A 21,845-nucleotide genomic window follows, 5' to 3' on the forward strand; every position below is an offset into this window, starting at 1 on the left:
GCGGGTGGCCCGCCTGACCGCTGCCGACGTCGCCTGCTGGGTGCTCAAGAGCAGCCGCCCGCCGGACCTGGTCGCCCCGGGCTGGGCAGCGGGCACGGCGCGGGACCTCGACCGCTGCGTGCGGCCCTCCTACCGGCTGGGGCTCGTCCGCCCGGGACATCCCGTGCTGCTGTGGGTCAGCGGGCGGGACCGGCCCGGCGTGCACGCGCTCGGCGAGGTCACCGGCGCACCCGCCGACGGCGAGGGCGGGCCGACGGTCGCCGTCCGGCTGGTCCGGCTGGGCGAGCCGGTCGACCGCGCCGAGCTGCTCGCCGACCCCGCCGTCCGCGACGCCGAGGTCCTGCGCATGCCCGCGGGCAGCAACCCCTCGTGGCTCTCGCCCGGCCAGTACGCCGCGCTGCGGGCGCACCTGGCCGCGGCGGACGTCACGAGCTGCGCAGCGCGTACATGATCACCGCCACACCGACCGGGCAGACCAGCTCTTCGGCGCCCACGAGAGCCCGTCGCGGTGCTCTCGCAGGCAGTGCCGGACCAGCCAGCGACCCGGCCCGCCCCGCCCGGTCGTGCGCACAGGCGGGGCTGGGACCATGGCTCCCCGTGACGGACAGCAGGTACCGGTGGGGTGGGGTCGCGTGGCTGCTGACCCTGCAGTTCTTCGTCGTCGAGGCGGTCGCGGCGCTGCGGTACGAGGGCTACTCGTACTCGGCCGACGTGATCAGCGACCTGGGGACGGCGGACTCCCCCGCCCGGCTCCTGATGAACGCCTCCTTCGTGCTGCAGGGCGTCCTCATCACCGCCGGCGCGCTGCTGCTGGCCCCGGGGCTCGCGGGCACCGGCGGGAAGCTGGCCCGGGTGCTGCTCGTGCTGGCCGGGCTCGGGGTCCTGCTGGTCGGCGTCTTCCCGCTCGACAGCTCGGGGACGGCGCACGAGGTGGCCGCGGCGGCCTACCTGCTCGGCGGCGCGATCGGCGTCATCGCCCTGGCCTACGGGGTGCGGCCCCGGTCGGAGGGGCTGGGCACCACGCTGGCGCTGCTCGGCCTCCTCGGCGTCGTCGGCACGATCTTCTTCGCCGCCGCCGTCTTCCTGTTCGTCGGGGAGGGCGGCATCGAGCGGGTCGCCGCCTACGTCGTCCCGGTGGCGCTGCCCCTGGCCGGCGTGGCGCTGTGGCGGCAGAAGGACGACTGGCTGCGGCTGACCAACCCGGACGGGACGCCGTCCCGTCGGCAGCTGCGCGAGGACGCCCGGCTCGAGCGGGCCCAGCGGGCCGCCGAGCGGGATGCCGCACTGGAGGCGTCGGCCCGGCGGTCCGAGCAGCGGCCGGCGACCCGCGCGGGGGCGGCGGACGACGACGAGGCGGACGACTTCGACCCCGACGACCCGTGGGCGCCGCGCCGCCCGTGACCGGTCGGCGCCGGTCGGCTCAGGAAGCGGCCGCGGCCTCCTGCGGCACCGGCGCCGGGAGCCGCGGCCGGCTGCGCCGGCGGGAGATCGCGACCCCGGCCAGGCACATTCCGCCGCCGAGGACGGCCAGTGCCGGCGGCACCTCGTCGAGCAGCAGCCAGCCCATCAGCACGACCAGCGGCGGCACGAGGTAGGTGGTGACGCCGAGCCGCCCGGCGTCCATCCGGGACAGCGCGTAGGCCCAGGTGCTGAAGGCGAGGGCGGTGGGGACGACGCCGAGGTACACCATCCCGGCGATCGAGGCCCCGGGAGCGGCGTTGAGGTCGCCCACCAGTGCCCCCGCCCACGGCAGGCAGCACAGCGCGCCCAGCGCGCAGGCGGTGAACGTGACCTGCAGCGCGGGGAGCCGGCGCAGCAACGGCTTCTGCGCCACGACACCGCCGGCGTAGGTGACTGCGGCGACCACGCAGAGCAGCACCCCGGCGAGGTCCGCGCCGGAGCCGCGGGTGGCCAGGCCGATCACCAGCACGCCGGCGAACGCCACGGCGAGCCCGACGACCAGCCACCGCGGGAAGCCCTCCCCCAGCAGCAGACCGGCGAACAGCGCGATGAGCAGCGGGCCGATGTTGACCAGCATCGCGGTGGTGCCGGCGTCCAGGTGCTGCTCGGCCGCGTTCAGCGACAGGTTGTAGATGCCGAACCAGCCGACGCCGCACACCGCCAGCAGCCGCCACTCCCCCGCCGTCGGCCGCACCCAGCCGCGGCGGGTCAGCAGCAGCCCGAGCACGGCGGTGCCCACCAGCAGCCGGCCCAGCGCGAGCGCGCCGGGCGAGAGGTCCTCGCCCACCGCGCGGATGCCGATGAACGCCGAGGCCCAGGCGAGCAGGGTGACGGCGACGGCGAGCAGGGTCAGCGGGTTGCGGGGCTCGGGCACAGCGAGAACCTAGATCGTCCCGCCGACGTTTCCCGGCGGTTTCCGGTCGTGGCAGTGGACTTGTCCGTCCCCCGCCGATGGACGGCCGGATCGCTGCGGTGCTGTCGGCTCCCTGCGGCACGATGCCGGTCATGACCGAGTCCCGGCACCTCACCGTGTCCATCGCCCGGCCCGCAGCCGAGGTCTACGCCTGGGCGCGCGACCCGGCCCACCTGCCGCAGTGGGCGGCGGGGCTGGCCACCGGCGTCCGGCTGGAGCGCGGCGAGTGGGTGGCCGACTCGCCCATGGGCCGGGTGCTCGTCCGGTTCGTGCCGGTCAACGAGTACGGCGTCCTGGACCACGACGTCGTCCTGCCCGACGGCACGACTGTGACCAACCCGCTGCGGGTGCTGCCCGACGGCGCCGGCTGCGAGGTGGTGTTCACCGTGCGCCGCCGGCCGGGCATGGACGACGCCGCGTTCGAGGCCGACGCCGCGGCGGTCACCGCCGACCTCGGCACCCTGCAGCGGGTGCTCGAGGCGCGGTGAGCCTCAGCGCTCCTGGTCGGTGGGGCGCACCAGCAGCTCGTTGATCGCGACGTGCGGTGGCTGGCTGACGACGTAGAGCACGGCGCGGGCGATGTCCTCCGCCTGCAGGGTCCGCATGCTCTCGTTCATCTCCTGCAACGCGGCCTTGGCCCGGGGCTGGGTGATGTGGTCGGTCAGCTCGGTGGCGACCGCGCCGGGCTCGACCAGCGAGATCCGCACGCCCTTCGTCGTCACCTCCTGGCGCAGCGACTCGCTGAACGCGTTGACCGCCCACTTGCTCGCGTTGTAGACGCCGGCGCCCTTGCGGGCCACCCGGCCGGCGACGCTGGAGACGTTCACGACGTCGCCGGAGCCCTGCTCGACCATGCCCTCGATCGCCGCGGCGGTCATGTACATCAACCCGAGGACGTTCGTGCGCAGCATCCGGCGCCAGTCCTCGGTGTCCGCGCCCACGATCATGCCGAGCAGCATGACGCCGGCGTTGTTGACCAGGACGTCGAGGCCGCCGAGCTCCGCGCGGGTGCGGGCCACCGCCGTCCGGCACTGCTCCTCGTCGGTGACGTCGAGGTCCAGCTGCAGCACCGACGCCCCGCCCTCGCGGAGCTTGCCGGCGAGCGCATCGAGCCGGTCGCGCCGCCGGGCACCGATCGCGACCGCGGCGCCGGCCCCGGCCAGCGCGATCGCCGTCGCCTCCCCGATCCCCGACGACGCCCCGGTCACCAGGGCGACCTTCCCGGTCAGCGGGCGGTTGGTCTCCGTCATGCGTGGCCCTCCTCCGACCGCGCGGCGCGGCCCCCAGAGGCCAGTGCCCGGGCGCGCGGCCCGGCACGCGCGACGTGCGCCGCTCAGCGGGCGAACGGCCCGCTCAGCACCGCCCACTGCAGCAGCATGATCGTCTTCGCGTCCACGATGCCGGTGCCGATCTGGGCCAGCGCCTCGTCGATGCCGAGCTCGACCACATCGATGTCCTCGCCCTCCTCGGCCAGCCCGCCGCCGTCGGAGGAGCGGGTGGCCTCGCTGTACGGGCCGGCGTAGCAGTGCAGGCGTTCGGTGACCGAGCCCGGGCTGGTGAAGACGTCGACCACGTGGGTGAGCTCACCGACCCGGTGGCCGGTCTCCTCCTCGGCCTCCCGCCGGGCCGCGGTCGCCGGGTCGTCCTCGTCGAGCAGGCCGGCCGCGGTCTCCAGCAGCATCCCGTCGGGGTGGCCGTTGACGTAGGCGGCGAAGCGGAACTGCCGGGTCAGGAGCACGGTGCGGCGCTCGGTGTCGTAGAGGAGCACGGTCGCGCCGTTGCCGCGGTCGTGGGTCTCCCGCTGCTCGGTGGTCCACCGGCCGTCCCGGTGCCGCTGGTCGAACGTCGTCTTGCGCAGCACGTACCAGTCGCTGGAGAGCACCTCGACGTCGGTCACCCGGACGTCGTCGTTGCCGGTGAGGTCGCGCCCCGCGCGGTCCAGCCCGGTGCGCCCCCGGCGGTCCGGCTCGTCGATCCCCGCTGCCATCCGTCGTCCTCCCCTGGACGGAGACCGGCCCGGTCCTCGCACGAGGACCGGGCCGGCGATGTCGTCGCCGCCGGTCAGCGCGCCCGGTCGCCCCGGTCGACGTCGGACGGGTCCGCCCCGCCCGGGTCCATCGTGTGCCGGCCGGTCGCCCCGAGCGCCGGGCCGGTGCCGGAGGCGAAGCCGCCCTCCCGGTACAGGGCGTCCTTCATCTCCGCGGGCGCGAGCGCCCGGGCCAGGTGCCAGCCGACGACCGCCACGATCGTGCCCAGCGCGATGCCCGACAGCGAGAAGGTCTCGGTGAACACGAGCGTGACGTTGCCGATCCCGATGATGATCCCGGCCGCGAGCGGCACCAGGTTGATCGGGTTGGCGAAGTCGACCCGGTTCTCCTTCCAGATCTTCGCGCCGAGCAGGCCGATCATCCCGTAGAGGACGACGGTGATCCCGCCGAGCACGCCGCCGGGGGTGGCGTTGACGATCGCGCCGAACTTGGGCACCAGGCCCAGCAGGACGGCCACCACGGCGGCCACGTAGTAGGCGGCGGTCGAGTAGACCCGGGTGGCCGCCATGACGCCGATGTTCTCCGCGTAGGTGGTGGTCGGCGAGCCGCCGACCGAGGACGCCACGACCGTCCCCACGCCGTCGGCGAGGACCGCCCGGCCGAGCACCGGGTCGAGGTCGCGCTTGGTCATCTCCGCGACCGCCTTGACGTGGCCGGCGTTCTCCGCGACCAGCGCGATCACCGCGGGCAGCACCAGCAGCGAGAAGTTGACCGAGAAGGACGGCCAGGTCGGGGACGGCAGGCCGAACCAGTCGGCCTGGCCGACCGCGTCCAGGTTCACCCGGTCCCGGGTGACCACCGTGCCGGTGCCGTCGGGTGAGGTGATCTGGCCGAGGGTGACGTCGAGCAGCAGGGAGAGCAGGTAGCCGAAGACCAGGCCGAGCAGGATGGAGATGCGCGCCCAGAACCCGCGCAGCGCCAGCGAGACCACGACGACGAAGGTCATGGTGGCCAGCGCGACCCACTGGTCCTGCGGCCAGTACACCACCGCCGCGACCGGCGCGAGGTTGAAGCCGATGAGCAGCACGACCGCGCCGGTCACCGCCGGGGGCAGCACCCGGTTGACCAGCCGCACGCCGGCCACCTGGATGAGCAGGCCGACCAGGGCCAGGACCACACCGGAGACGAGGATCGCGCCGACGACGTCGGCGCTGTCCCCGCCCTGGGCGCGCACCGCGGCGACGCCACCGACGAACGAGGCGCTCGTGCCCAGGTAGCTGGGCACCTTCCCCTGCACGATGAGCAGGAACAGGATCGTGGCGATCCCGCTCATCATGATCGCCAGGTTGGCGTCCAGGCCCATGACGAGCGGGAAGACGAACGTCGCACCGAACATGGCGACGACGTGCTGGGCGCCGATGCCGACGGTCAACGGCCACGAGAGCCGTTCGTCGGGCGCGACGGCCTCGTCCAGCGGCGGGGCCTTGCCGTCCCCGTGCAGCTTCCACCCGACCGCCATGCGTCCTCCTCGAAGGCTCTGCCTGCGGTGCCTCAGCACCGAGCGAGCGCACACTGGCAGACCGGTGGCCCCTGCACCAGAGGACCCCGCTGCCGGGGGCAGCGGTCACGCCACCTCCAGGGCCCGCCCCGAGCCTGCGAGGGGTGGGGAGGAGGTGCTCCTCCTTCAGACCAGGGACTCGAGCCCGTCGTCCAGCACCGCGGCGGCGATGCTCTCCACCGGCGGCCGGTGCGGCTGGTCGAGCCCGCGGATGCGCGCCGCGTGCAGCGCGAGCAGCAGGTTCAGCCGCAGGGTGGGGTCGGCGGTGAACGGCCCGAGCAGCCGTTCCAGCTTCCCGATCCGGTACCGCATGGTGTTGTAGTGGAAGTGCAGCCGCCGGGCCGACTCCGCGACGTTGAGGTTGGTCTCCAGCAGCACCCGCAGGGTCTCGCGCAGGTCGGTGGAGTCCGCGTCGCCGGAGTCGGCCAGCGGGCCGAGCACCTCGTCGACGTAGCTGCGCAGCTCGGTGCTGTCCGGGATGAGCGACAGCAGCCGGAAGACGCCCAGCTGGTCGAAGTGGGTGACCGCGTGCCCGCCGTGGATCTCCTGACCGACGACGAGGGCGCGCTGGGCCTGCTGGTAGGCCTCGCCGAGCTGGGCGAGGGCCTCGGCCGGGCGGCCGATCCCGGTGCCCAGCAGCCGACCGATCCGCCGCAGCCGGGCGTTGACCCGGGCGGTGACCGCCTGGACCAGGGCGGAGATCTCCTCGGGCGTGCGGCCGTCGAGCGGCAGCACCGTCACGATCTCGGTGGCCAGGCCCGCGACCGCGGCACCGGCCACCTCGGCGTCGACGGCGGACCGCCAGCCGTCGGCCAGCCGGTCCAGCACGTCCAGTGCCCGGGTCGGGTCGGCGCCGGCGTCGGCGACCGTCTCCGTGGCGGTGACCAGGACGACGGCGGGGCCGTCCAGCCGCCAGCCGAAGGACCGGGTGTAGGCCAGCGCCCGCTCGGTGTGGCCGAACTGCCCGCTCACCAGCCGGCGCACCAGATCACCCTGGAACCGCAGCTCGACCGAGTGGACCGCCTGCGAGCGGATCTCCGACAGGGCCGCGATGACCGCCGCCTGCTCCAGCACCGCCCCGGCACCGACCAGCATGGGGCCGTGCCGGTTGACCGCGACCAGCCAGCCGTGCCGCTGCTCCCCGGCCATGATCGGGGCGACGGCGTACTCGCCCACCCCGCCGGGGAGCTCGTGGTGCCCGGGGACGAGGAGGATCCCGTCGGCCGGGGACAGGTCGGCGTCGGCGAGCACGTTGGCCGGGGTGACAACGCTCTGGTCGGCGCGGTTCCCCGACGCGCGGCGGGACGGCGCGAGATCGGCGAAGGCGTCGTCGGCGGCGGCGTCGAGCAGCCACAACCAGTCGCGGATCTCGGCGACCTCCTCGGGCGGGCCCGCGCTGGTGGCGACCTCGCGGTCCGGGCCGAGGCCCAGCACGGCCGCGCCGGCCAGGAAGGTGGAGACCTGCGCGGTGACCTCGGCCAGCCCACCGCCGGACAGCGCCACGTCGATGAACTGGTTGTGCATCCGGTTCGCCAGGCTCAGCGCCTGGGTCTGCTTGTCGATGATCGCGCCGAGGACCTCGGCGACGACCTCGTCCAGCCGGGTGGGCGCGGGCAGCATCAGGACCGGGAAGCCACGGCGGTCGGCCTCGGCGAGCACCTCGGCCGGGACCTCCCCGTGGGGGGTGCCGGCGCCACCGGAGGACCGGAAGGCCAGCGCACCGCTGCCGCCGCGGTGCAGTCGCTCGACCAGCGCCCGGTGCTGCGCCGGGTCGGCGGACGCCGGCGGCCCGGCCAGGACGACCAGGACGTCGGGCCCGGCCCCGGCGAGCAGGTCCGCGGGCTCGTCGACGAGCACGTGCCGGACGATCCGGCGGGTGCCGGTCGCCCCGCCGACGACGGTCGTGCCGACCAGCCCGGGCAGCTGCAGGAGCTGGTCGACGGTGAGTCCCATGCTCTCCTGGAGGGCGGTGCGGTCGGCGGGGGCCACCTGCGACAGCACCGGCTCGACCGAGCGCGGGACGCCACCCATGGCACCCAGTCGATCACTGTGCGCAATGTACGTCACGGACGCCTCACGTTCGGTCACTCTACGTACCCCCACCGCGCGTTGCACGAGCAATCTTCAAAGATTCTGTCAGACGTCCCTGGACGGCTGAACCCACTCTTGGCGAGAATCGCCATACAGAGCCGAGTGATGAGCCACTCAAGGGCCCGCCACCGGATCTGTGTTGTGGGTCGGTCGGTGGGCGTCTCTCCCGCGGGGGGCAGTGGCGTTCGGCGGCCGGCCGAGTCGAGCACACCGGGGCGGGGCCGGCGCACTCGCGGGCCCCGTCGACCGCACGGGTGGAGGGGCACATGCGGACCATCGACGAGAGCATCAGCGGGCACGGCGACGCAACGACCCGGGAGGCGGCCCGCGACGGGCGAGCTGCCCGGGCCGGCGTCCCCACGTTCCCGCTGCCACGAGCGTCAGCGCCGGGGTTACCCCACCCACGGACCGTCCACACCACCGTCCCGGCCCAGGCGAGCACCGGTGTCGCAGAGCTGCTGCGCGGCCCCGTGCGCGCGGCCCGGGTGCTGCTCTCGGTCCCGGCCGCGGTGTACCTGACGGTGCCCACGGCGCAGGGCAACGACGTCGTCGGCGTGCTCACCTCCGACGCCGCCCGGCTGCCGCTGGGCTGCGTGCTGTTCCGCCCGGCCAACGGCCGGCCGCTGGTCGCGGTCCCCAGCGGCGCGCCCGCCCGGGTCGGGGGCGGCAAGCTCGTGGTCGGCGACCTGACGGTGAGCGCCGCCGCCTGGTGGGACCCGCGGCCCAAGCTGCCCACCGCGCGACCGGCGCTGCTGCCCGAGGGCGTGCGCCAGCTGCGCACCGCCCTCTACGGAGAGGGCGTGCCGCACAGCGCGTTCGTGCTGCCGGGGCTGCCCAGCGGACCGAGTGGCCCGCTGGCCGCCCTGCGCGGCGCCGTCCGCCGGGCCGACCTGGACGCGGCGCTGCGCACCGCGACCCGGCTGGTCGGTCTCGGGCCGGGGCTCACCCCGGCCGGCGACGACGTGCTGGCCGGCCTCACCGCCGGGCTGGTCCTGCTGGGCCACCCGTCGGCGGAGCGGTTCGCCGCCGGGGTCACCTCCCTGGCCAACGGCCGCACCACCGAGCTGTCCCGGGCACTGCTGCGGCACGCCGCGGCCGGCCGGGTCAGCGGGGAGTTCGCCGCGGTGCTGCGCGGGCTGGTCGGCGACGGCTCGCTGGCGCCGGCGGTCGACGCGCTGCTGGGCTCCGGCTCGACCAGCGGGCGGGCCCTGGCGCTGGGCATGTGCACCGCGATCGACCTGGTCGACCGCACCACCCGCCCGCGCTGAGCGCGCGGTCCGGTCCCCGCCCAGCGGGTGCCGGGCCGCGGGTCGGGCCCGCCAGGGGGTCCTTTCTCAGATGCGCGACGCGGCGATGCTGGTGACCAGGATGGCCCGGGCGCCGAGCTCCCAGAGCTCGTCCATGACCCGGTTGGTCTCTTGCTGGCGGACCATCGCGCGCACCGCGGACCAGCCGGGGGTCTGCAGCGGGCTGACCGTCGGGCCCTCGAGACCCGGCGTGAGCGCCGTCGCCCGGGGCAGCAGGTCGTTGGGGCAGTCGTAGTCGAGCATCACGTACTGCCGGGCCACCAGGACACCGCGCAGCCGGCGCCGCAGCTGGGCCACGGCGGGGATCTCCTCGCCCCCGGCCCGCCGCACGAGCACCGCCTCACTGGCCAGCACCGGGTCGCCGATGATCCGCAGGCCCGCGGCCCGCAGCGTCGTCCCGGTCTCCACCACGTCGCACACCGCGTCGGCGACGCCGAGCCGGCACGCGGTCTCCACCGCGCCGTCCAGCTTGACCACCCCGGCCTTGATGCCGGCCTCGTCGAGGAAGCGCTGCAGCAGTCCGGGGTAGGCGGTGGCGATCCGCCGTCCCTCCAGCTTCGCGACGTCGTCGACGTCGGACCCGGTGGGGCTGGCGAACCGGAAGGAGGAGCGGCCGAAGCCGAGCTCCATCACCTCAACCGCGGCCGGGCCCTCGCCGTCGCCGGGCGCGGTCTCCAGCAGCATGTCCCGGCCGGTGATCCCCACGTCCAGCGTGCCCGCGGCGACGTAGACGGCGATGTCCCGCGGGCGCAGGTAGAAGAACTCGGTGTCGTTCTCCGGGTCGTAGACCGCGAGGTCCTTGGCACTGCGGCGCTGCCGGTACCCGCTCTCGGCGAGCATCGCCGCCGCGGGCTCGCTGAGGACGCCCTTGTTGGGCACGGCGACGCGCAGCACGGGAACGGGCTCCTTCGACGGTAGAGAGCGATCGGCCCTCCTGCAGGGTCCCGCCGCGAGCCTGCGAGCGGCGGGGGCAGGAGGGTCCTTCCTCAGAGGTGAGCGTAGACGTCCTGCAACGACAGCCCGCGGGCCAGCATGAGCACCTGCACCCGGTAGAGGAGCTGGCTGATCTCCTCCGCCGTCCGCTCGGCGCTCTCGTGCTCGGCCGCCATCCAGGACTCGGCGGCCTCCTCGACCACCTTCTTGCCCGCCGCGTGCACGCCGTCCCGGACGGCGGTGACCGTCCCGGACGCCGGGTCGCCGGCGGCGACCTTCTCGCTCAGCTCGGCGAACAGCTGGTCGAAGGACTTCACGCGGTGCCCGCCGCGGGGCTGATGCCGAAGCCGGTGCCCTGCCTGGGGGTGCGCAGGTCGCGCAGGACGAGCGCGGTCTGCAGGGCAGCGGCGGTGGCCTCCCAGCCCTTGTCCTCGCCGGAGTCCTCCAGGCCGGCCCGGTCGCGGGCCTGCTTCTCGCCCTCGACGGTCAGCACGCCGTTGCCGATCGGGGTGCGGGCGTCCAGGGAGACCCGGGTGAGGCCGGCGGTGAACGAGTCGCACACGTACTCGAAGTGCGGGGTGCCCCCGCGGACGACGACGCCCAGGGCGACGACGGCGTCGTGCGTCTCGGCCAGCGCCTGGGCGACCACCGGCAGCTCGATCGCGCCGGGCACGCGGACGACGGTCGGCGACGGGACTCCCGAGGCCTCCGCGCAGGCCACGGCGCGGGACAGCAGGGCGTCGCTGATGTCGCGGTGCCAGGTGGCGGCGACGATCCCGAGGGTCAGGCCCTGGGCGTTGATGGGCTGCTGCTGCGGGGCTCCGGAGCCGCTCATGACCTCTCCTCTTCGGTGCTGGACAGCGGGTGCGACGGTGCACTGTGCCCGCCGGGGCACGACCGACCGGTCATCCAGGTTGCTCGTCGGCGCGCCGGGGCGGGTCCGCGGATCCGGTGCCCGCCCGTCCGGCGTCCGGCTCGATGATCTCCAGCAGGTGCCCCATCCGGTCACGCTTGGTCCGCAGGTAGCCCACGTTGTCGGCGGTCACGTGGGTGGGCAGCCCGACCCGGCCGGTGACCTTCAGGCCGTAGCCCTCCAGCCCCGCCCGCTTGGCCGGGTTGTTGGTGAGCAGCCGCATCGTGTGGATCCCGAGGTCGACCAGGATCTGGGCACCGGTGCCGTAGTCCCGGGCGTCGGCGGGCAGGCCGAGGTCCAGGTTGGCGTCGACGGTGTCCACCCCGGCGTCCTGCAGCTGGTAGGCCTGCAGCTTGTGCAGCAGGCCGATGCCCCGGCCCTCGTGCCCGCGGATGTACAGGACGACGCCGCGCCCCTCCTGCGCGACCGCCGCCAGCGCCGCGTCCAGCTGGGGGCCGCAGTCGCAGCGCAGCGACCCGAAGACGTCGCCGGTCAGGCACTCGGAGTGCACGCGCACCAGCACGTCCTCGCCGTCGCCGATCTCGCCGTAGACGAAGGCCACGTGCTCGCGCTCGTCGTAGGAGCTGCGGTAGCCGACGGCGGTGAACTCGCCGGGGCGCAGCGGCACCCGCGCCTCGGCCACCCGCTCGACGAGCTTGTCGAACCGCTTGCGGTAGGCGATCAGGTCGGCGATGGAGACCATCACCAGGTCGTGCACGTCCGCGAAGGCGCGCAGCTCGTCGGCCTTCGCCATGCCGGTCGGGTCCTGCTCGCTGACGACCTCGCAGAGCACGCCCGAGGGGCGCAGCCCGGCCAGGACCGCCAGGTCGACGGCGGCCTCGGTGTGCCCGGGCCGGCGCAGCACCCCGCCGTCCTTGGCCCGCAGCGGCGCGATGTGCCCGGGCCGGACCAGGTCGGTGGAGGTGGTGTCGGTGCTGGCCAGCAGGCGGATCGTGCGCGCCCGGTCGGCGGCCGAGATGCCGGTGGTCACGCCCTCGCGGGCGTCGACGGTCACCGTGTAGGCGGTGCCCCGGCGGTCCTGGTTGATCCGCAGCATCGGCGGGAGGTCCAGCCGGTCGGCGTCCTCCTCGGTGACGGCCACGCAGATGTAGCCCGAGGTGTAGCGGACGGTGAAGGCCACCAGCTCCGGGGTGGCGAGCTCCGAGGCGAAGATCAGGTCGCCCTCGTTCTCGCGGTCCTCGTCGTCGATCACGACCACCGGACGGCCGCTCTTGACGGCGGCGATCGCGTCCTCGATGGAATCCAGGTGCCAACTCACCGCTTCGCTCCCAGGAGTCGTTCCACGTACTTGGCGATGACGTCCACCTCCAGGTTGACCGGGTCACCGGGGGCGCGACCGCCCAGGGTGGTCTCCCGGAGAGTGGTCGGGATCAGACTGACCTCGAACCACGGCTCGGGGTCGTCGGCCAGCGCGCTCACGGTCAGCGACACGCCGTCGACGGTGACCGACCCCTTCTCCACGACGTACCGGGCCAGCTCCCGGGGGACGGAGATCCGCACGACCTCCCAGTGGTCCCCGGGGGTGCGCGAGACCACGGTGCCGACGCCGTCCACGTGCCCCTGGACGATGTGCCCGCCCAGCCGGGTGGCGGCGGTCACGGCCCGCTCCAGGTTCACCTCGTCGCCGACCCCGACCTCGCCGAGGCTGCTGCGGCGCAGCGTCTCGGCCATGACGTCGGTGGTCCACACACCGGTGCCGTCCTCGTCCGGCGTCACGCCGGTGACCGTCAGGCACACGCCGTTGACCGCGATCGAGTCGCCCGGCGCCACGCCGTCCAGGACCCGGCGCGCGCGGATGTGCAGCACGGCGCTGTCGGGCCCCTCCTCGCGGGCGGCGAGGGTGCCGACCTCCTCCACGATGCCGGTGAACACGTCAGCTCCCCCCTCCGGTCCGGTTGCCGCCCCCAGTGTGCCGGGTGGGCCGCAGCCGGACCTCCACGTCCCCGCCGATACGGGTGACGGCCACGACCTGCAGGTGCAGCGCCGCACTGATCGTCGGGATTCCCAGGTCCCCCACCATGGGGGCACCCGCGCCCAGCAGGGTCGGCGCCAGGTGCACCACCGCCTCGTCGACCAGGCCGTCGGCGAGGAACGCGGCGGCCAGCGTGGGGCCGCCCTCGAGCAGGACCCGGCGCACGCCCCGGCCGAACAGCTCGGCGAGCAGCGCGGCCGGGTCGGGGGCCCGGCTGACCAGCGTGGCGGCCGCGTCGTCGAGCACCCGGGCGGTGGCAGGCAGCCGGCCGCGCCGGTCGAGGACGACGCGCAGCGGCTGCCGCGCCACGTTGCGCCCGTCGGCGTCGCGGACGGTGAGCTGCGGGTCGTCGGCGAGCGCCGTCCCGGACCCGACGACGACGGCGTCGCACCCGGCGCGCAGCCGGTGCACCTCCGCCCGGGCCTCGGGCCCGGTGATCCACCTGCTGGTCCCGTCGCGGGCCGCCACCCGCCCGTCGAGGGTGGTGGCGACCTTCCACACCACGTGCGGGCGCTGCTCGCGCGCGCCGGTGAGCCAGGCGGCGAGCGCGCCCAGCTCCGCCTCGGCCTGCTCGACGCCGAGCTCCAGCTCGATGCCGGCCGCGCGCAGCCGCTCGGCGCCGCCCTGGGCGAGCCGGGTGGGCTCGGGGACGGCCACGACGACCCGGCGGATCCCGGCGGCGATCAGCGCGTCGGCGCACGGCCCGGTGCGCCCGGTGTGCGCGCACGGCTCCAGGGTCACCACGACGGTGCCGCCGCGGGCCCGGTCGCCGGCCTGCGCGAGGGCGTGCACCTCCGCGTGCGGGCCGCCCGGCGGCGAGGTGGCCCCCTCCCCCGCCACCGCACCGGAGGCGTCCAGGACGACGGCACCCACCGGCGGGTTGGGGCTGGTCGTGCCCAGCACGCGCTGCCCGAGCTCCCGGGCTCGGGCCATGGCCGCCCGCTCGGCGGCGGTGCTCACCGGCGCCCGGCGGCGGCGGCCTGCGCGCGGAGGGCGGCGATCGCCTTCGCGGGGTCGTCGGCGCCGTAGACCGCGGAGCCGGCGACGAAGACGTCGGCGCCGGCCTCGGCGGCCTGCTCGATGGTGTCGGCGTTGATGCCGCCGTCGACCTCGACCAGCAGCCGCAGGTGCCCGGTCTCGACCAGCCGCCGGGCCTCGCGGACCTTCGGCAGCGTCTCGGGCATGAACGACTGGCCACCGAAGCCGGGCTCGACGGTCATCACCAGCAGGGTGTCGAACGCGGGCAGCACGTCGAGGTAGGCCTCGAGCGGGGTGCCGGGCTTCAGCGCCAGGCCGGCGAGGGCGCCGGCCGCCTTGAGGTCGCGGGCCACCGCCCGCGGGTCGGCGCACGCCTCGGCGTGCACCGTGACGTTGCGGGCCCCCGCCTCGGCGTAGCCCGGGGCCCAGCGCTCGGGGTCCTCGATCATCAGGTGGCAGTCCAGCGGCAGCGGGCTGACCGCCTGGATGGCCTGCACCACCGGCAGGCCGAGGGTCAGGTTCGGCACGAAGTGGGCGTCCATGACGTCGACGTGCACCCAGTCGGCGTCGGCGATGCGCTGCACCTCGTCGGCGAGCCGGGCGAAGTCGGCGGACAGCAGGCTGGGCGCGATCATCGGGTCCCGGGTCACCGGATGATCGTAGGCAGCACGCCCGCCCGTCCCCGTGGTCGGCGGCGACGGCTCCGGCGCTCAGCGCAGGGCGGCGGCCTCCCGCTCCTCGGCGGCGGCCCAGAGCAGCTCGCGCATCTGCTCCTCGGCGGCGGGGGTCCGCTGGTCGGGCGGAAGGTGACGGCGGCGGTGCGACAGCGACGCCGAGACCCCGATCCAGGGGGTGTGCAGCTCCGCCGGGTACCAGGCGACCTGCGCACCGAAGACGCCGTGCAGCGACCGGCGCTGGGCGGAGCGGGCGATCACCACCGTGGGCGCTCCGTGCGGCCGCTGGCGCAGCAGCCAGCGCAGCGCCGCCAGCCCGTCCTGGTGGTGGCTGTACAGGTCGCAGACGTCGATCACCGCGGGTTTCTGGCCGATCGCGGCGAGCGCCAGGCCCACCAGCTCGCGCAGCGCGTCGGTGTCCCCGCGCACGTCTCCGCGCGCGACGACGACGACGACCGTTCCGCGGTCGTGGACCGTCACCTCGATGGCATCGCCCGCCATGTGCGCTCCCCCGGGCAGGCGCACCCGCCCTCCGCTCAGGCTGACACCAGCATGACCTGCAGCGGAGGCACCGGCAAACGACCGGCGCACCGGAGGGGGCGCGCGGCGCGGCCCCGGGCGGGCTGAGCCGGCGCCCGGGACCGGCTCAACCGGCGACCGCGCGGAGGCGGGACAGCCGGCGTCGCCGCGGGGCCCGGGGAAGCGAACCGTCGGCCCACTGGGGCCAGGGCCGCGTGGGCCCCGTGCCGGCGCACTTGATCAGGGCGGCCATCGCGACGTCCGGCGCCGGCCGGCGCCCGGGGTCGGGCTCGGTCATCGGCGCCATCCGGTCCAGCAGCTCGTCCGCGCCGTCGCTGTCGGGGTCCAGCACACTGAGCAGGGTCGCGCCCAGCGCGTAGACGTCGAGGGCAGGGGTCACCCGGAGACCGCCCGGGCGCACACCGCCGGCGACCTCCGGCGCGTGGAAGCCCTCGGTGCCGAAGCGCAGGCTCTCGGCGAGCGCGACACCGAGGGGCCGGGACGCGCCGAGATCGATCAGCCGGGGCCGCCGGTCGACGAGCAGCACGTTGTGCGGGCTGATGTCCAGGTGGGCGTTTCCGGTGGCGTGCAGCGCGCGGACGGCGCCGAGGACCAGGGTCCCCAGCCGAGCGACGTCGTCGGCCGGGAAGGGCCCGTCCTCCTCGACGCACTCCGCCAGCGACGGACCGTCGAGCCACTCCACCGCGATGAACGGGAGCGGGGCCTCCCGCCCGTCGACGAGCAGCCGGGGCACCGCCGGGTGCGCGAGCGCCCCCAGGGCCCGGACCTCACGGTCGAGGGCCTCGGTCCACTGCGGCGACCACCGGGGCCGCAGGAGCTTGACGATCGCGGGCACCCAGAGGTCCACGGACCAGCACAGCCACGTCTCCCGATGGTGGCCCTTGGCGATGCAGTCCCAGGTCAGCAGCCCGGGGACCAGCGGTGTCCCGCCCGCGGGGTTCCAGGTCGGAGCCCCGTCGCCGGCGTCCTCCAGGATCGGCGGCAGCGCCGCCCGGTCCGCCTCCACCACTCGGACGGTGCGCCAGTTCACGTCGTCTCCTCACCCTGTCCCGACCGCTCGGGGGATGGTGTGCGTCGTCCCGCCGGGGTGAGGCCCCGACGGGACGACCGGTTCCGGTCAGCAGGAGTCCGAGCTCTTCCAGCTCTTCCAGCTCTTGCTGCACCAGCTCTTCCAGCTCTTGCTGCACCAGCTCTTCCACGACCTGGTCTTGGCCTTGTACGTGACCTCACCGATGACGCGCATGACTCTCACCTCCCCCCCGAGATGTCAGACGCCGGAGCCGGCCGGTTGTGGTCGGCGGCGACAGGATGGGTCGGTTCGAGGGCCGGCACCCGGTCGGAGCGGGCCGGCTCCACGGCGGGCGGGGCCACGGCCGGCGGGGACGCGGTCGGGTGACCCCGGTGCCGGGAGCTCCGTCGCAGGGGCGTGACGTGAACGGTGCGGTCGGCAATCGCGGCGAGGACCGGGTCGTGGGTGACCAGCAGGACCGTGCGGTCGCGGGTCGCGGTGCGGATGGCCCCGATGACCTGGCGGGCGGACTCGGCGTCGAGGGACGTGGTCGGCTCGTCCAGCAGCACCGCCGGGGCGGAGGACACGACCGCACGGGCCAGCGCGACCCGTCGCCGCTGGCCACCGGACAGCCGCACGCCGCTCTCGCCGAGGGGGGTGTCGTACCCCTCGGGCAGGGCGTGCGCGAACTCGTCGACCCAGGCCGCCCGCCCGGCGGCGAGCACCTGCGCCCGGGTCGCGTCGGCGGAGCCGAAGGCGATGTTCTCGGCGAGCGTGCCGTCGAGCAACCACGGGTCTTGCGGCACGAACGCGATCTGCTGGCGCAGCGCCACGGGCGACAGCTCGCGGACGTCGACCCCGTCGATGAGCACCCTGCCCGCGTCGACGTCGTAGAGGCGCAGCAGCAGGTGCAGGACCGTGCTCTTGCCCGCGCCGCTGGGGCCGAACAGGCACACCGTCTCCCCGGCGGCGACGGTGAGGTCAAAGTGGGACAGCACCGGCCGGTCGGGGTTGTAGGCGAACGACACGTCGTGCAGCCGCAGGCTCTCGCGCACCGGCGGCACGGGCCGGGGCTGCGCCGGCTCCTGCACCGCCTCTTCGCAGGACAGCACCTCGCTCAGCCGCAGGGCGCTCGCGCTGGACCGCGCCCACACGGCGGTCAGCCGGACCAGGCTGCGCACCGGCGACTGCAGGTTGCCCAGGTAGCTCAGCACGACCAGCAGCTCACCGATGCTCAGCCGCCCCGCCCGGACCTGGAGGCCGCCGGCGACCAGGACGATCCCGGTCCCGATCGACAGCACGATGCTGGGGACCGGCGCCCAGCGGGCCTCGGTCGTCGCCGCGTTCACCTTCGCCTCGACCGCCCGGTCGTTCGGCTCGGCGAACATGCTCCGCGCCCGGTCCACCCGGCCGAAGGCCTGCACCGCGCGGACGTTGCGCAGCAGGTCCGTCGTCGTCCCGGACAGGCGTCCGGTGGCGTCCCGCGCCTCGAGCTCGGCCGCCCGGATCCGGCGGCGCTGGCGGGCGGTCAGGACGATCAGGAACGGCAGGACGGTGAGGCCGAGCCAGGCCAGCGACGGGTCGAGCATCAGCAGGATCGTCAGCGAGCTGACCAGGAGCACCGCGCTCGGCAGGAACGACGTGCACAGCGCGGTGAGGGCGTCGAGCACCCGCCCCACGTCGCTGGTGAGCCGGGAGAGCACCTCCCCGGTGCGCACGCGGTCGTGCCAGCGCAGGGAGAGCGACAGCACGTGGCTGAAGACGGCCGCCCGGAGCGCGCCCGCGATCCGGACGGCGGAACGCTCGGCCTGCCATCGGGCGCCGGCGTCGAGCAGCCCGCCACACGCGGTGAGCGCGACGGTGGCGACGCCGGACGCGATGAGCAGCCCGGTGGGGCCGAGGCCCTCCAGCGCCCGCATGGGACCGGTGAAGGGACGCCCCACGATCGCGTGGTCGACCGCCAGGGCCAGCGGCCAGGGGGAGGCGAGCCGGCAGCCGATCTCCGCCGTCGCCATGCCGATGCTCAAGCCGAGCCGGACCCGCTCCGGCCGGAGGAACGGAACCGCCACGGTCAGCGCGCCGACGCGCGGCGCGGGCCCGTGGTGAGACATGCACCGAGCGTGCCGAGCCCGGCGGGCGGAACGACATTGGACGTTGGTACTAGTACCACCCGGCCGAGGAGCGGTCATGCGGACGGACCATTCCGGGACACGCCAGTCTACGAAGACACCCGGAACGGGTGAGGTCCACTGTCGGCAGGGGCGGCTACCGTTTGAATCTGTGGCGCACGACACATCGGGCCGACGTCAGCCGGCCTTCCGCGGTGAGCAGCGGTCGGAGACGGCGACCGTCGCGGTGTTCGTCCTCCTCGCGATCGTGGCGGCATGCGGCCTGGCCGCATCCGTGGGCGCGGCCGCCCGGCGCACCGGCGCGGAGGAGGCCTCCCGGTCCTTCCGCCAGCTCGCCGCGGTGGTGGCCGGGTCGGTGGTCGCCCCGCTGCTGACACCGCAGCTGGTCGGCGGGTCGGCGGCGGCCGAGGCCCGGCTGGACCTGGCGGTCGACCGGTTGGAGGCGACCGCCCCGGTGGTGGCCGTCGCGGTCCGGGACGACGAGGGGGACGTCGTCTGGAGCGACGACCCGAGCGCCACGGCGGCACCGCTGCAGCCCGCCCAGCGCACGGCCCTCATGGACCGCACGCTCGTCCTCACGTCGCCCGACGGCGCCGCCCGGGACGAGCTCAGCGCGTCCGTCGGGGTCCAGGCCACCGGGGGCACGCCCCTGCTGGTGGAGGTGACCGGCCGGACGGACGACCTCGCCGCCACCGGGGCGCGGTCGGCGTGGACCTCGTTCGCGCCCCTCGCGCTGGGTGCCCTCCTGCTCCTGCAGCTGGCGCAGCTGCCGTTCCTCTGGCGCCTGGCCCGCCGGGTCCGGCAGCACGCCCGGACGGAGGCCGCCCTGCGCAAGGCGGCCCTGGCCGCGACCGGCCTGGAGCGCCGCCGGATCGCCAGCGAGGTGCACGACGACGTCCTGCCCGGGCTGCACGCCCTGATCTACGAGCTGGACGCACAGCGGCTGGCGCGCGTCCAGCGGGACGGGGACGCCGCGCTGTTCGACCGGGTGGCGGAGGGCCTGCGCTCGGGCATCCGCCGGCTGCGGGCCCTGCTCCTGGACCTCAGCGAGCAGCGGGTCCCGGAGCAGGGACTGGAAGCGGCGCTGGCCCGGGCGGCCGACCGGATGGCCGCGACCGGTGTCGAGGTGTCGGTGCAGGCGGCCGACCTCGACCGCCTGCCGGGTCCGGTCGCGGAGGTCCTGTACCGCTGCGCACAGGAATCACTGCGGAACGTCGCGGCACACAGCGGAGCGGAACGAGTCGACATCGCCGTCGCCGTGGACGCCGCCGAGGCCACCATGACGGTCGACGATGACGGCCGAGGCTTCGAGGGCTCTCGACTGGCCGAGAAGAGAGCCGCCGGGCACCTGGGACTCCAGGCCCTGGGCGACCTGGTGGCGGACCAGGGCGGGTCGTTGACGGCCTCCAGCTCGCCGGGACAGGGGACCCGCATCGTCGCGCGTGTCCCGCTGGACGACGTGAGGGTCGACATGGGGGTGCAACGGTGATCCGGGTCCTCGTCGTGGACGATCACGAGGTGGTGCGCCGCGGGCTGGCCGCGTTGCTGGGTGCCACCGGTGACCTCGAGTGCGTGGGCACGGTGCCCGACGGCGACCAGGTGCTGGCCGAGGTGGACCGGTCCGCAGCGGACGTGGTCATGCTGGACCTGTCCATGCCCGGCCGGGACGGCGTCTCGGTCATCCGGGCGCTCCGCCGGGCCGGCCGGCCGGTCGGGGTTCTGGTGCTGACGTCCTTCCAGGAACCGGAGCGGGTGCTGGAGGCGATGCAGGCCGGGGCCGACGGCTACCTGCTCAAGGACGCCCGGGGCGAGCGGATCCTCGACGGGGTCCGTGCCGTGGCCGCGGGGGGAGCGCCCATCGACCCGTCGGTCGCCCGGTTCCTGCTGACCGACCTTCGCCAGCACGCGGGGCTCGACGGCTTGACCGACCGGGAGCGCGAGGTCCTGGAACTCGTCCGCCAGGGCCTGCCCAACAAGTCCATCGCGCGGCGGCTGCAGATCACCGAGCGGACGGTCAAGGCGCACGTCACGAACATCTTGCTGCGCCTGGGGGTGTCCGACCGGACCCAGGCGGCCCTGCTGGCCGAACGGCACCTGCACCCAGCGGGGGTGTCCGGGGGGTGAGCACCGTGCACGGGCACTCCGCTGACCGCGCGGCAAACGCCGGCGTGCCCGGTCCTGACCAACCCGATCCCCGGCACCGCCCCGTGGTGCTGTACGTCCCGCCACGCACCGCCGGCCAGCGGAGCCGGGGGGTGCGCGCGATGCTGCCCGCCGCGGCCGGCAGCGTCGTCCTGATCGTCTCGCTGCTGCTCGGGACGCTCGCCGGCGCGTGGGCCGGCTCGCGGGTGGTGGCACCCGGGGCCGGGGATCCCACCGCCGGCACGGTCTCCATCCCGCCTCTCCCGACCCTGGACCTGCCGGTGGAGCGGGCGTCGGTCCCGCGGGCCACCGTTCCCCCGGAGGACGCCTTGACCCCGGCGGTCCCCGCCGACGTGCCCGCCACGCCACAGCTCCCCGGACCGGTCGCGAGGGACCACGCGGTCGTCCCCGTCGACACCGCGGTCCGGTCCCCCCAGGTGCCGGCCCGGGCCGGTTCGGCCGCCCCCGCGACCCGTTCCCAGGCCGTGGACCAGCCGGCGCCGGCCGCCCCCGCGCCGGTCCAGCCGGCGCCGGCCGCCCCCGCACCCGCCGTCCCCGCACCCGCCGACCCCGCCCCGGCCGAGCCTGCGACCGACGAGACCGCGACCGACGAGACGGCGACCGACGACACCGACACGGGCGACACCGCGACCGCGACCGACGACACCGACACGGGCGACACCGCGACCGCGACCGACGACACCGACACGGGCGACACCGCGACCGCGACCGACGACACCGACACGGGCGACACCGCGACCGCGACCGACGACACCGACACGGGCGACACCGCGACCGCGACCGACGACACCGACACGGGCGACACCGCGACCGACGAGACCGCGACCGACGAGACGGCGACCGACGACACCGACACGGGCGACACCGCGACCGACGAGACCGCGACCGACGAGACCGCGACCGACGACACCGACACGGGCGACACCGCGACCGACGAGACCGCCGCCGACGAGTCGACCTCGGACGAGTCGACCCCGGACGACGGGGACAGCGGGAAAGGGGACGCATCCGCGGACCAGGAGGACGCCCGCGCGCAGGACGAGGACGGGGACGAGGGCGCCGCCCCGGCCCCGGACGAGGACCAGGACGACCAGGACGACCAGGACCAGGGCGGCCAGGGCGGCCAGGACGGCCAGGACGACGACACCGGGGGCGAGTCCGACCCCGGGCGGCCGTCCGACTGTGGGTGACGGTC

23 protein-coding genes are annotated in these 21,845 nt (G+C 75.3%); 7 read left to right on the forward strand and 16 right to left on the reverse strand.

From position 1 onward, the window contains the following. Nucleotides 1-4: 4 nt before the first annotated feature. Both HK417_RS03830 and HK417_RS03835 read left to right on the forward strand, forming a co-directional pair. Nucleotides 5-451, forward strand: coding sequence for a hypothetical protein (locus HK417_RS03830; RefSeq protein WP_222263483.1), 447 nt, complete (start codon nt 5-7; stop codon nt 449-451). A gap of 146 nt (nt 452-597) precedes the next feature. After that, nucleotides 598-1,401 carry a DUF998 domain-containing protein gene (locus HK417_RS03835; protein ID WP_222263486.1) on the forward strand — a complete coding sequence of 268 codons (804 nt, stop codon included), beginning with the start codon at nt 598-600 and terminating at the stop codon, nt 1,399-1,401. A 19-nt stretch (nt 1,402-1,420) separates the two neighbouring features. Here HK417_RS03835 and HK417_RS03840 read toward each other — a convergent pair whose 3' ends face one another. Beyond that, entirely contained in the window at nt 1,421-2,335 is a 915-nt protein-coding gene (locus tag HK417_RS03840; RefSeq protein WP_222263489.1) for a DMT family transporter, read from the reverse strand. A gap of 131 nt (nt 2,336-2,466) precedes the next feature. Here HK417_RS03840 and HK417_RS03845 point away from each other — a divergent pair, with 131 nt between their 5' ends. After that, nucleotides 2,467-2,862: an SRPBCC family protein gene (locus tag HK417_RS03845; RefSeq protein WP_261325822.1), complete on the forward strand. Its 396-nt coding sequence runs from the start codon at nt 2,467-2,469 to the stop codon at nt 2,860-2,862. A 3-nt stretch (nt 2,863-2,865) separates the two neighbouring features. Here HK417_RS03845 and HK417_RS03850 read toward each other — a convergent pair whose 3' ends face one another. From HK417_RS03850 to HK417_RS03865, 4 genes are all read right to left on the reverse strand, one after another. After that, the gene (locus HK417_RS03850; RefSeq protein WP_222263492.1) at nt 2,866-3,624 is read right to left on the reverse strand and encodes an SDR family NAD(P)-dependent oxidoreductase; all 759 of its coding nucleotides are present in this window, start codon (nt 3,622-3,624) and stop codon (nt 2,866-2,868) included. A gap of 83 nt (nt 3,625-3,707) precedes the next feature. After that, complete coding sequence (locus HK417_RS03855) at nt 3,708-4,361, reverse strand: NUDIX domain-containing protein (RefSeq protein ID WP_222263495.1); 654 nt, start codon at nt 4,359-4,361, stop codon at nt 3,708-3,710. Nucleotides 4,362-4,435: 74 nt separating this feature from the next. Continuing rightward, complete coding sequence (locus HK417_RS03860; protein ID WP_222263498.1) at nt 4,436-5,881, reverse strand: uracil-xanthine permease family protein; 1,446 nt, start codon at nt 5,879-5,881, stop codon at nt 4,436-4,438. 165 nt (nt 5,882-6,046) lie between these two features. Then, nucleotides 6,047-7,951 (reverse strand): PucR family transcriptional regulator, encoded by a 1,905-nt coding sequence (locus tag HK417_RS03865; RefSeq protein ID WP_222263501.1) that lies wholly within the window; start codon nt 7,949-7,951, stop codon nt 6,047-6,049. 326 nt (nt 7,952-8,277) lie between these two features. On the opposite strand from HK417_RS03865, the gene HK417_RS03870 reads away from it, so the two are divergent. Then, nucleotides 8,278-9,279, forward strand: a complete 1,002-nt coding sequence (locus HK417_RS03870) for a DUF2877 domain-containing protein (protein WP_222263504.1) — start codon at nt 8,278-8,280, stop codon at nt 9,277-9,279. 66 nt (nt 9,280-9,345) lie between these two features. On the opposite strand, the gene hisG is transcribed toward HK417_RS03870, so the two are convergent. The 11 genes from hisG to HK417_RS03920 form a co-directional block, all read right to left on the reverse strand. Further along, nucleotides 9,346-10,212 (reverse strand): ATP phosphoribosyltransferase, encoded by an 867-nt coding sequence (gene hisG / locus HK417_RS03875; protein WP_222263507.1) that lies wholly within the window; start codon nt 10,210-10,212, stop codon nt 9,346-9,348. A gap of 92 nt (nt 10,213-10,304) precedes the next feature. Beyond that, nucleotides 10,305-10,568: a phosphoribosyl-ATP diphosphatase gene (locus HK417_RS03880; protein ID WP_222263509.1), complete on the reverse strand. Its 264-nt coding sequence runs from the start codon at nt 10,566-10,568 to the stop codon at nt 10,305-10,307. Continuing rightward, complete coding sequence (gene ribH, locus HK417_RS03885) at nt 10,565-11,086, reverse strand: 6,7-dimethyl-8-ribityllumazine synthase (RefSeq protein WP_222263512.1); 522 nt, start codon at nt 11,084-11,086, stop codon at nt 10,565-10,567. The genes HK417_RS03880 and ribH overlap by 4 nt, the downstream gene beginning before the upstream one ends. Nucleotides 11,087-11,156: 70 nt before the next feature. After that, nucleotides 11,157-12,443, reverse strand: a complete 1,287-nt coding sequence (locus HK417_RS03890) for a bifunctional 3,4-dihydroxy-2-butanone-4-phosphate synthase/GTP cyclohydrolase II (protein ID WP_308123349.1) — start codon at nt 12,441-12,443, stop codon at nt 11,157-11,159. Further along, nucleotides 12,440-13,057, reverse strand: a complete 618-nt coding sequence (locus HK417_RS03895; RefSeq protein WP_222263515.1) for a riboflavin synthase — start codon at nt 13,055-13,057, stop codon at nt 12,440-12,442. Before HK417_RS03895 ends, HK417_RS03890 begins: the two co-directional genes overlap by 4 nt. Before the next feature lies 1 nt (nt 13,058). Further along, nucleotides 13,059-14,117, reverse strand: coding sequence for a bifunctional diaminohydroxyphosphoribosylaminopyrimidine deaminase/5-amino-6-(5-phosphoribosylamino)uracil reductase RibD (gene ribD, locus HK417_RS03900; RefSeq protein WP_308123350.1), 1,059 nt, complete (start codon nt 14,115-14,117; stop codon nt 13,059-13,061). Then, nucleotides 14,114-14,785 (reverse strand): ribulose-phosphate 3-epimerase, encoded by a 672-nt coding sequence (rpe, locus tag HK417_RS03905; protein WP_308123351.1) that lies wholly within the window; start codon nt 14,783-14,785, stop codon nt 14,114-14,116. The genes ribD and rpe overlap by 4 nt, the downstream gene beginning before the upstream one ends. A gap of 60 nt (nt 14,786-14,845) precedes the next feature. Then, a complete protein-coding gene (locus tag HK417_RS03910; RefSeq protein ID WP_222263518.1) occupies nt 14,846-15,310 on the reverse strand; it encodes a hypothetical protein in 465 nt (154 codons plus the stop codon). Nucleotides 15,311-15,455: 145 nt separating this feature from the next. Beyond that, nucleotides 15,456-16,379: a protein kinase domain-containing protein gene (locus tag HK417_RS03915; RefSeq protein WP_222263521.1), complete on the reverse strand. Its 924-nt coding sequence runs from the start codon at nt 16,377-16,379 to the stop codon at nt 15,456-15,458. 87 nt (nt 16,380-16,466) lie between these two features. Next, the gene (locus tag HK417_RS24970; protein ID WP_261325823.1) at nt 16,467-16,592 is read right to left on the reverse strand and encodes a hypothetical protein; all 126 of its coding nucleotides are present in this window, start codon (nt 16,590-16,592) and stop codon (nt 16,467-16,469) included. 5 nt (nt 16,593-16,597) lie between these two features. Then, entirely contained in the window at nt 16,598-18,469 is a 1,872-nt protein-coding gene (locus tag HK417_RS03920) for an ABC transporter ATP-binding protein (protein WP_222263524.1), read from the reverse strand. Between the two features lie 169 nt (nt 18,470-18,638). Between HK417_RS03920 and HK417_RS03925 the strand changes: the two genes are divergently transcribed. Genes HK417_RS03925 through HK417_RS03935 form a run of 3 tightly spaced genes read left to right on the forward strand, consistent with a single transcriptional unit; the run spans nt 18,639 to nt 21,840 of the window. Continuing rightward, entirely contained in the window at nt 18,639-19,976 is a 1,338-nt protein-coding gene (locus HK417_RS03925; protein ID WP_222263527.1) for a sensor histidine kinase, read from the forward strand. Continuing rightward, nucleotides 19,973-20,611 carry a response regulator gene (locus tag HK417_RS26335; RefSeq protein ID WP_222263530.1) on the forward strand — a complete coding sequence of 213 codons (639 nt, stop codon included), beginning with the start codon at nt 19,973-19,975 and terminating at the stop codon, nt 20,609-20,611. The genes HK417_RS03925 and HK417_RS26335 overlap by 4 nt, the downstream gene beginning before the upstream one ends. Next, nucleotides 20,608-21,840 (forward strand): hypothetical protein, encoded by a 1,233-nt coding sequence (locus HK417_RS03935; protein WP_222263533.1) that lies wholly within the window; start codon nt 20,608-20,610, stop codon nt 21,838-21,840. The genes HK417_RS26335 and HK417_RS03935 overlap by 4 nt, the downstream gene beginning before the upstream one ends. Nucleotides 21,841-21,845: the final 5 nt, after the last annotated feature.

Origin of the sequence: Modestobacter marinus (genome assembly GCF_019799945.1) — a bacterium.
Classification (GTDB): Bacteria; Actinomycetota; Actinomycetes; order Mycobacteriales; family Geodermatophilaceae; genus Modestobacter; species Modestobacter marinus_B.

Coding starts and splice junctions, on each gene's coding strand:
- HK417_RS03910 (WP_222263518.1), bottom strand. CDS start 15,310: ATGGCGGGCGATGCCATCGAGGTGACGGTCCACGACCGCGGAACGGTC.
- HK417_RS03860 (WP_222263498.1), bottom strand. CDS start 5,881: ATGGCGGTCGGGTGGAAGCTGCACGGGGACGGCAAGGCCCCGCCGCTG.
- HK417_RS03855 (WP_222263495.1), bottom strand. CDS start 4,361: ATGGCAGCGGGGATCGACGAGCCGGACCGCCGGGGGCGCACCGGGCTG.
- HK417_RS03845 (WP_261325822.1), top strand. CDS start 2,467: ATGACCGAGTCCCGGCACCTCACCGTGTCCATCGCCCGGCCCGCAGCC.
- HK417_RS24970 (WP_261325823.1), bottom strand. CDS start 16,592: ATGCGCGTCATCGGTGAGGTCACGTACAAGGCCAAGACCAGGTCGTGG.
- HK417_RS03865 (WP_222263501.1), bottom strand. CDS start 7,951: ATGGGTGGCGTCCCGCGCTCGGTCGAGCCGGTGCTGTCGCAGGTGGCC.
- HK417_RS03920 (WP_222263524.1), bottom strand. CDS start 18,469: ATGTCTCACCACGGGCCCGCGCCGCGCGTCGGCGCGCTGACCGTGGCG.
- HK417_RS03850 (WP_222263492.1), bottom strand. CDS start 3,624: ATGACGGAGACCAACCGCCCGCTGACCGGGAAGGTCGCCCTGGTGACC.
- HK417_RS03870 (WP_222263504.1), top strand. CDS start 8,278: ATGCGGACCATCGACGAGAGCATCAGCGGGCACGGCGACGCAACGACC.
- ribH (WP_222263512.1), bottom strand. CDS start 11,086: ATGAGCGGCTCCGGAGCCCCGCAGCAGCAGCCCATCAACGCCCAGGGC.